The sequence below is a fragment of the Actinomyces sp. ZJ308 genome, assembly GCF_011752065.1.
In the GTDB taxonomy this organism is placed as follows: Bacteria; Actinomycetota; Actinomycetes; order Actinomycetales; family Actinomycetaceae; genus Actinomyces.
The window spans coordinates 1-9,129 of sequence record NZ_JAAIJY010000050.1 but is presented as its reverse complement, the minus strand read 5'-3'; the positions used below and the strand labels follow the sequence as shown (position 1 = coordinate 9,129).

General features: G+C 65.1%; 7 protein-coding genes. All 7 read left to right on the top strand.

Annotation, left to right across the window (positions count from 1 at the left end):
* Positions 1 to 944 precede the first annotated feature (944 nt).
* The 7 genes from HCR68_RS13455 (at position 945) to HCR68_RS13425 (ending at position 8,999) form a co-directional block, all read left to right on the top strand.
* On the top strand, positions 945 to 2,003 hold the full coding sequence (locus HCR68_RS13455) for a C40 family peptidase (protein WP_167150312.1): 1,059 nt from the start codon (positions 945 to 947) through the stop codon (positions 2,001 to 2,003).
* Positions 2,004 to 2,341: 338 nt separating this feature from the next.
* A complete protein-coding gene (locus tag HCR68_RS13450; protein WP_167150310.1) occupies positions 2,342 to 2,923 on the top strand; it encodes a hypothetical protein in 582 nt (193 codons plus the stop codon).
* A 169-nt stretch (positions 2,924 to 3,092) separates the two neighbouring features.
* Positions 3,093 to 5,357, top strand: a complete 2,265-nt coding sequence (locus tag HCR68_RS13445) for a hypothetical protein (protein WP_167150308.1) — start codon at positions 3,093 to 3,095, stop codon at positions 5,355 to 5,357.
* 12 nt (positions 5,358 to 5,369) lie between these two features.
* Positions 5,370 to 5,624 carry a DUF6112 family protein gene (locus HCR68_RS13440; protein ID WP_167150306.1) on the top strand — a complete coding sequence of 85 codons (255 nt, stop codon included), beginning with the start codon at positions 5,370 to 5,372 and terminating at the stop codon, positions 5,622 to 5,624.
* 131 nt (positions 5,625 to 5,755) lie between these two features.
* Positions 5,756 to 6,034 (top strand): hypothetical protein, encoded by a 279-nt coding sequence (locus HCR68_RS13435; protein WP_167150304.1) that lies wholly within the window; start codon positions 5,756 to 5,758, stop codon positions 6,032 to 6,034.
* Positions 6,034 to 7,491, top strand: a complete 1,458-nt coding sequence (locus tag HCR68_RS13430) for a PrgI family protein (protein WP_167150302.1) — start codon at positions 6,034 to 6,036, stop codon at positions 7,489 to 7,491. The genes HCR68_RS13435 and HCR68_RS13430 overlap by 1 nt, the downstream gene beginning before the upstream one ends.
* Before the next feature lie 8 nt (positions 7,492 to 7,499).
* Positions 7,500 to 8,999, top strand: coding sequence for an ATP-binding protein (locus HCR68_RS13425; protein WP_167150301.1), 1,500 nt, complete (start codon positions 7,500 to 7,502; stop codon positions 8,997 to 8,999).
* Positions 9,000 to 9,129 lie beyond the last annotated feature (130 nt).

The following is a 9,129-nucleotide window of genomic DNA, read 5'->3' as shown; positions in this document are numbered from 1 at the left end:
CATCGGCATGCGCACCCCCGCCGAGCACGAAGCCGCCTGGGCCCCCGACACCCACCGCCAGGAACAACTACAACCAGCCACCACCACATCCAGCTAAACCAGCCTCCACAAAACCCGGGGCTTGACAAGGGGCCAGCCGAGCCCCACTGTGGATTGAGGTGTCACCCCTACCCGGTGTTAGGGATTCTTGACCCCCGCACGCGCGCGCGAGGCGGCTTGGGTGGAAGAGGTTTGGTGCCGCTGCGCGGCGCTGAGGCCTTTTTGGGGGCCGCTGCGCGGCCTGGTGGCCGGGTTCGTGGTGATCGGTGGCGTGCGTGGTGGTCGCCTCGGCGCACGAGGAGCACGGAGGAGGCGGTGCTTGGGTTGGCTCGTGAGCTCCAGGAACGTTTACGGGTGCTTCGGGGCTGCTCGGATAGGTACGTGATGCGTGTTATCCGGCCGTTTTTCGGGGCTGGTTGGTCGGTGGGTGACCTGGTGGTGGCGGTGGACCGGCGTCCGGATGGGTCGGCGTGGCCGTACAGCGGGGACCGGGGTGTGCGTGAGCCGGCCAGGTGGCTGATCCATCGCCTGTCGGCGTGGCTGGACGAAGCCGGGGTGCCGTTGGCGTCGTGGAGGCAGGAGCGTCAGGCGGCTCATGAGCGGGCGATGGCTGAGCGTGAGTCCCGGATGGTGGCTAGGGAGGCTGAGCGGGCCCGTATAGCAGCGGAGCGCGCCTCTTGGGGCGGCGGGCCTGGGCCTGGGCAGGTCGCCGCTCGGCGGGCGGCGGTGGAGGCCGCCGGCCGTGGTGGTGAGCGTATCTGTGGCCATCGCCGTCGGGGGCTGTAGCTGGGCGTCTGGGGTGTGGCGGGGGTTGGCACGGCTATAGGCGACAGGGGGAAGACCAGTGATTGGGTCTTCTCGGCATTGATCTTTTGGGAAGGGAAGGGGGTGTCGGGTTGGAGTCGATGCTGGACTCGGAGTCGGACTCGGGTTCGGGGGTGAAGCTGCTGGGAGCGGTGATTCTCCCGGTGCTGGTGACGGTGGTCCTGGTGGGGGTGCTGACGATCGGGACGGTTATGGGGACGGGAGTGTATGTGTCGAAGCTGTTCAGTAATGACCAGCGCGGGGTGGTTGGGACCGGGGTGACGTGCAGCTTCGATGGCTCGGAGGTGGAGGCGCCTGATGGCAGTGGTGGCTCGGTGAAGTTCAGTCAGGAGCAGCTGAACAACGCTGCCATGATCATCGCGGCGGGCAATACCGCCGGGGTGGGTGCGCAGGGGCAGAAGGTTGCGTTGATGACGGCTTTGCAGGAGTCCACGCTGCACAACCTCGCCAATCCGGGGGTGGCCGGCTCGATGGACCTGGCTCATGAGGGCACGGGCAGTGACCACGACTCCGTGGGCCTGTTTCAGCAGCGGCCCTCGATGGGGTGGGGGTCGGTGGAGGAGATCATGACGCCGTCGAAGTCGGCGGCGGTGTTCTACGACCGACTCAAGGGCGTCGAGGGATGGGAGTCGATGACGCCGGGGCAGGCGGCGCAGAGCGTGCAGCGCTCGGCGACACCGACCGCCTATGACAAGTGGGAGCCGACGGCGGGGACTCTGATGGCGGCGTTGGCGGGGGTGAAGTGCGAACCGCTGGGAGCGCCGTCCGGTCAGGCGGCTATGGGCGTGGCCGGGGTGAGTGGGGGCAGGGCAGCGATCATCGCCTACGCCCAGGCTCAGGTCGGCAAAGCCTATGTGTGGGCTGCGGAGGGCCCGGACGCCTTTGACTGCTCGGGCCTAACGAAGATGGCTTACGCGCAGGCCGGTATTCAGCTGGAGCACTCCTCGGGTGCGCAGCTGAACGCCGGTGAGCACATTCCGGCCTCCCAGGCTCAGCCGGGTGACCTGTTGTGGTGGCCCGGCCACATCGCCATCTACACGGGTAACGGTCGAATGATCGGTGCCCAGACCCCTGCTGAAGGGGTACGTGAGATGGCGGTGTACGGGTCACCGACCTACATCCGGGTCCCGGGCCTGTAAAAGGGGGCAGGAAATGGCCGCAAGTACAGGGGCGCGCAACCGCGCCGTGTCAGGAATTTCGTGTGAAGTAACGAGGTATCGGAGAAGAAAGCATGTTGAGGAAGGTAACTGACTGGTGGTCGTGGATGTGGTCGAGGACCCGCCGCGGGACAAGGTTTGTGATAGTTGGCGTCGGCGGGTTCGTCCTGGTGGTAATGATGGTGGCCGGCCTGGTGTGGGTCGGGTCCAACACCGACCGCCTGCCCTCCCCCAGCGGAGCGAAGGGGCCAGGACCGACAATCAGTCCGGGGGCCTCGGCGCCAGCATCGGTGTCGGCCGCGCCGGGTGACTCGGGGCACGTGACGTCCTCGACGGGGGTGGACTTCGGTTCTTCCCTGCCACGTCTGGGGTCGTCACCGTTCGCGAGGACCACTGACCCGAAGGTCTTCGCCCTAAGCGTCCAGGCGGCGTCGGGATACGACTACTCGAATGTCCAGCCGAAGGATCCGGGGGCTGAGGCCTCCCGGATCACGGACTCCTGGATTGCCGGGATGACCGGTGAGGACGGTCCCCTAGGGGCTGATAAGCACAAGATCCTGCGCCAGGCGGTCAAGGACTCGATCAGCCCGGACGACCTGTCCCACCAGATCGCCTCCAAGCAGCGCGACGAGGTCGACGTCCTGGGGGTGATGGACACGGATAACAGCACGCTGCGCAACGACGTCGGTAACGAGGTCTTCCTCAAGGTCGTCAACAACCGAGACACCCTGTTCGCGTTGACGACGTCAGCCAGGATCAAGACGACCACGCAGCAGACAGGAGACGTCTCAGGCTTCGTGCGGACCACTGAGACCTCGCTCAACATGATCGTGCGCTGTGACCCGGCCATCAACGCTGGCGTGTGCGAGCTGGTCGGTGTCGTCGGTGGAGGTGACGCGTGATGACCTCGATGAAGCGGGCCTACTGGTGGTGCTGCGCAGCCCTGACCGCCAGCTTGGCAACCCTGACGGTTGCGCTCGTCCACCTGGGAAGTAACGGGGGAGCATGATGGACACCTTGAAGCAGGTCTTAGGGTGCGTGGGGCGAGTGATCGGCCTGGTGGTGGTCCTGGTGGTCCTGGCGCCGTCGACCGCCGCTACAGCCTCCCCGGCGCCGGCTTTGGCTCACGGTCACGTTGCTGTTGCGGCGTTGCCGGCTGACCCGCCGGCCCCTATCCCCGACCCGGGTGGGCAGGGTCCTGCGAAGGATCGCGATGGTGGGGTGAGACCTGCACCTAGTGATGAGCCGACCGGGAGATCGCCACTGGACGGGGAGTACCACGGGCATGCCGGGGACAAAGGAGGCCAAGACGGATTCAGAAACAAGGGCAGTGAGGTCCCGAGGGCTCTGGGAAACAAGCTGAAGTCGGGCAAGGACAACTCCGACGACGTGGCCAAGAAGGTCGCTGAGAAGGCTGACGAGAAAGCGAAGTCTGACAACAGCTCTGACGACGGTGGCCTGCGGAACGGGTTGGACCCTAAGACATGGGTCAAGAAAGGTATGGAGGCCGCAGCGACCTGGATCGGTGACGCACTCGGGCGCGCCGCAGCGTGGATCATCACCTCGGCGCTGGCGATCGCCTTCGGTGTGGGCTCCCCGAACCTGGGCGCTGACTACATCTATACGTGGACCGGGAGGGTGTTTGCGGTGGCGATCCCGATCACCATCGTGCTGGCGTTCTGGCAGCTGGCCAAGAGTGCGATCCAGGCCCGGGGTCTGTCAGGGGTGCGTAGGGCCGCCGGCGGGGCGGTGGCCGCTACTGCGGCCTCAATGGTTACGTTGCCGATTCTGGTGAGTCTGACGGCGGGTGTCGACGGTCTGCGCTCAGCGATGACGGGGTGGCTGGGCATGGACGTGGAGAAGCTGAGTAAGCAGATCACGGACATCTTCTCACTGGACGTCTTCTCAGCTCTGGCTGGCGTATCCCCGAGTGCAGCTGCCGGTGGTGCGGCGGTGATGGCGATCGGGTTCGGTTTCTTCTGCCTGTTCACGATTTTCTTCGCGATCGTGCTGCTGTTCGTGATGCTGCTGCGGGGCGTGTTCCTTCAGGCGGCGACTGTGGTGACTCCGGTGGCGTACAGCGGCCTGGCGGCTGATGAGACACGTGCCTGGCCCAGAACCGTGCTGGGATGGTTGGTCGCCCTGCTGGTGGCCCCGTTCGGCATTGTGATCGTGCTGGGGATCGGGTTCCGGGGGCTGAGTGAGATCGGTGAAGCGAAGTCGATCACGGACGCGCTGACGCAGATGGCGACCTGTGCGGCCTCTCTGCTGGGCGCCCTGGCCTGCCCATGGGTCTTCTTCAAGCTCTTCAGCTTCCTGGGTGAGGACGCGGTGGCGTCGATGGTCTCCCAGATGCGTGGGGCTGTGGTGGCAGGGGCCCACACGGTGGGAAACACCGTCAAGTCGGTGGTGAACGCGGCCTCCTCCCCCACCGAGGGCGGGCCGATCGGACAGACCGTCAAGAGCGCCGCCGACCAAACTGCTTACGGAGACACCGATGGCATTGGTGGGCAGCAGGGCCAGGACGGTGGTGATGGGCAGGGCGCTGGCGACCAGCAGGGCCAGGACGGTGGTGATGGGCAGAAGGCCAAGGTCGCCGCGGCGGCCGCTGCCGTGGCCACGGGCGGAGCCAGCGCAGCCGCCGGAGCCGGCGCCGAGGCCAGTGCTGCTGGTAGTTCTGGAGGCGCGTCGGGCGCGGCGTCGAGCTCTGGCGCCTCAACGTCGGCGACCTCGGGCTCCGAGGCATCAGGCGGGACGGGATCGGCCGGGTCAGTCGCGGCCGCCCCGGGTGAAGGATCTAGCCCTGTGGGTTCAGGATCCGCATCCGGTAGCGCCAGTGGAACTGGCGGTGGGCTGTCGGCAGCTCCGACGCCGGGCACCGGTGCTCCCGGTGGTGCCGGTTCGGTTGGTTCGGTGGCCAGTGCTCCGGCTGAAGGCGGAGGCGCGGCTGGTCCGAGCCCGGTTGTGGGTGGTGAAGCCTTCGACGGTGGTGGTGGCGGGTTTGCTTCTGCGCCTGCTCCTGCATCTGCTGGTGGTTCGGGCGGTGGTGCCGGTTCGGTTGGTTCGGTGGCCAGTGCTCCGCCGGCCGGTGGCGGCTACAACTCTGCTCCGCCCCCGCCGCCGGCGACGAGCTACTCGTCAAGCTCCTCGTATGGCTACAACAGCCCCAGCGGGTCGGGATACGGCAGCTACGGCTCAGGCGGTCAGGGCTATCGTCCGCCAGCACCGGCGGATGACACGGACACTGCGGTGTTCGCCATCCCGGGCGGCGATGAGCCGATCGGAGCAGATGCGTTCGTGCCTGAGGATGACCCGCGCTACTGGGAGGAGGTGTGAAGTGTGCGAGTCGTGACGCCGGATGTCTCAGTGTGGCAGTACCTGACAAGTTTCATTGACACTCTTGGTGGTCTCCAGGCCCTGGTGCTGATTGCCTGCGTGGTCGGAGTGATCACTGGCGGCGTGCTGTGGGCGGTCGGTGCCAGCGGCAGCAACGCGTCCATCGCCAGCAAGGGTCGTTGGGCTGTGATCGGCGCGTTCGGAAATGCCGCTGTTGCCGCAGTTCTCTCCGCGTTGATTGCGGCAGTGATCTTGAGCTTGTCCTGACGGGAGCCCTGCGCACCACTTGCCACGCCCCTGACCACCTGTCCTGGTGGTCAGGGGCGTGGCGGTGGTTGGCACGGCCTTGAGTGAAAGGGGCACCTCGCCCCTTCATCACAAGGAAGGAGGGGGTCGTAGTGAATAACTATGACCCGGGGATCACCCCCAACTGGGTGTTCTTCCCGTTCATGGACAAGCTCAAGAACGCCGTCGGGGGCTGGCAGGCAACAGCCCTCGTGATCGTCGTGGCGTGCCTGATCGTGTCCGCGCTGATGCTGGCAGCGGGGCACTGGTGGGATCACGGCAGGAGCACTCAGGCCGGGAAGGGCGGAATCATTGCCTGCTTCATCGCGGCCGCCCTCATTGGTACCGCTAGCGCGGCGGTAGGGTTCTTCGGCAACATGGGGCTGTTCTGATGACCGGGCCGGCAGCGGAGGTCATTCCCCGCAAGAGCTCGTCTGGTGTCTTCCTGGGACTGTCGTTTCGTGCGGTGATGTGCATACTGGCGGGCACGGCTGTGTTCGTGTTCACTACCCCTGTATTCGGGAACTTTATTGGTCTTGCCTACACAATGCCGGTGTGGCTTCCGCTGCTGGTCCTGGGACTGTATCCCGTGTCGTATATTGACGGGCGCGCGATCGACTGGGTGCCGATCGGTGTGTCATACCTGATACGGCGTGCTACCCGTCAGCACCAGTTCCGGGCGAAGGTGTGGCGCACCCGCCCAGAGGGCACTCTGGGGCTGCCGGGTAACCAGGCACGCCTGGAGATGTTCGTCGATGAGGCATCGGGCGCGGTCATGGTGCTCGATCGGCATAAGAAGACGCTGGTCGTGGTGGCTGCGGTGCAGGGAAGCTCGTTCCTGCTCGATGAGATCACGGACCAGAACACCAAGGGCAACGGATACGGGCGGTTGATGTCGGTCGTAGGCTCGACCGAGGGGGTCAAGCGAATCCAGGTCAGGACGCGCTCCACGGCGGACGTCGGGGCGGACATGCGTCGCTACTGGACGCAGAACCGAGCTCAGATGAGCCCGAAACATCCGATTCAGGCATCCTACAGGGATCTGCTTGCGTGGGCGGGTACGTTCATGGAACGTCACGAGGCCACGATCACGATCATGGTGGACCTAGGCAAGGTCAAGAAGTCCGTGCGGGCCTATGGTGGCGGAAAGGCTGGTGCCGCAGCCTTGATGCGACAACGCATGAGCACCTTGGAGGGGCAGCTGGAGGCCGCGGGCCTGAAGCTGCGCGGGTGGCTGACCAAAGATGACCTGGCGACGGTGATCCGGTGCGCCTACGACCCAGCTGTGACCGGGCGCCTTCAAGCTCATCCCGAGCAGGTGGAGGATCTAGGTGAGGCTGGTCCGATGGCCGTGGACGGTGGATGGGCTCAAGTGCGTACTGACTCGGCGTTCCACAAGGTGATGCGCATTGCTAAGTGGCCGCGTGAGAAATCGGTGATCGGGTTCCTTGAGAAAGTCATCTTGGTACCGGGAACCGTGGTAACGGCCTCGTTCATCTACAGCCCTGTACCCGACAAAAAGGCCGTCAAGGACGCGCACCGGGAGGGCAGCCGTGAGGTGGAGGCTCATAAGGACCGTAACCGTTTGGGAAGAGGATCAACAGTTATCAACCAGACTGACCACGCTCAGGCTGTCGAGCACCTGGCTGATCTCAATCGCGGACACACCGACTTCGATCACGCGGTACTGGTGACCGTGTCGGCGCCAACCAAGGAGGCCCTGGCTAAGGGGGTCGAGGATGTGCGCAGTGCGGCCAAGGCGGTCATGGCTGAGGCGCGCACCGTCATTGCTCAGCAGGATGAGCTCTTCGCGGCCGCGGTTCTGCCGCTGGCATTGGGGGTTCGCTGAGCATGGGGATGAGAGTCGGAACTCTGGTTGTTGGACGGCGGACCCGCCGTCAGCGACGGGCTGCGAACAAGGCCGAGCGGCGTCTGCTTCACAAGATCAGTGAGGAGCAGAGGGAGAACAAGCGCCAGCAAAAGGAGATGGAGGACGCCCTGTGGGAGGGCGAGACCCTCCCCGCAGAAGGTGAGTCCGGTGACCGGATGGGTCGGTCGGTGATCCCGGCCTATGTGAGCACGACTCGGATCACCTCTAACAAGGCTCGTGTGCAGTATCCCTTCCTGGCTCCGGCTGGACGTGGAGGGGAAGGGGTACTGATCGGTAATGACAAGTTCGCCAGGGGGCCGTTCTGCTTCGACCCCTTTGTCGACTACCGCAAGGGACTGTTGTCGAACACCAACATGGCGGTCATCGGCACGATCGGCACCGGCAAGTCCTCGCTGATGAAGTGCATGGCGCTGCGGGACCTGGTCTTCGGGCGCAGGACCTTCGTTCCAGGTGACCCCAAGGGCGAGTGGGACGGCGTCGTTCAGGCCGTCGGGGGTGCAGTCATCACGCTCGGTGGCGCTTCCGGGGCTCGGCTCAACCCGTTGGACGCCGGGCGGCGTCCAAGCCGGGACCGGGAGGAGGGCCGGCCGGTTAATGATGAGCAGTGGCGCATCATGGTGGACAACCAGCGCCTCGACCTGCTTGAGGCGCTGATCTCCACCTTGATGAAGAAGGACCTGTTGCAGGCCGAGAAGGCTGCACTCAGGGTGGCGCTGGAGGCGGCATCGGCTCGTCACGGGGGCAGTCCGATCATTCCCACGGTGACGGAGGAGGTCTTCAACCCCAGCACCCCGGTTGAGACCCTTGAGGGTTTCCGGGACCGGGAGGACCTTATGAATGTTGGAAGGGAGGTCGGCTTCGCCCTCCAGGAGCTGACGAGAGGAAAGCTCAGAGGCCTGTTCGACGGCCCCTCGACCGTCGGATTTGATCCGTCGGCACCGATGATGAGCATCAACCTGAAGAACTTCACGCAGGGATCCCAGGCCATGTCGCTGATCATGGCCTGCACGGGCAGCTGGTTCGAGGCCTCCCTGCGAGGAGATGACCTGGGGCAGCGCAACGTCGTCTACGAGGAGGCTCACGAGCTGATGGCCTTCCCACAGCTGCTGGAGCGGATGCGGTCGAGCTTCAAGCTGGTTCGTGCATGGGGGCTGCGCAACATTATCGCGCTGCACCGTATCAGTGACTTGGACGCCGTCGGGTCACTGGGATCCAAGCAACGGGCGGTGGCTGAGGGCCTGCTGTCTGACACGTCGACCCGTGTGGTCTACCGGCAGGAGTCCGACCAGCTGGAGAACACCCAGCGAGTCCTGGGCCTGAGCGACAGCAGTTTGGAGGCCGTCAAGAACCTGGCGATCGGTAGTGGCCTGTGGCAGGTCGGCAAGCTGGCCTACCTGGTGGCCCACCGTCGTACCGAGTGGGAGAAGGTCATGACCGACACGGACGAGCGACTGGGGAAGAGATGAATCGCCCCGGGTTTGATGGAGGCAGTGATGACACGGAAGGATCACTGTCATGGGACAGAAGAAGTACCCCGATGAGCTGCGCGAGCGAGCCACGAGGATGACCTTGGAGGCACTGGCCGACCCGGCGCGG

Excerpts from the sequence above, each read along its gene's own strand:
- HCR68_RS13455 (WP_167150312.1), top strand. The coding sequence starts at position 945 with ATGCTGGACTCGGAGTCGGACTCGGGTTCGGGGGTGAAGCTGCTGGGA.
- HCR68_RS13430 (WP_167150302.1), top strand. The coding sequence starts at position 6,034 with ATGACCGGGCCGGCAGCGGAGGTCATTCCCCGCAAGAGCTCGTCTGGT.
- HCR68_RS13425 (WP_167150301.1), top strand. The coding sequence starts at position 7,500 with ATGAGAGTCGGAACTCTGGTTGTTGGACGGCGGACCCGCCGTCAGCGA.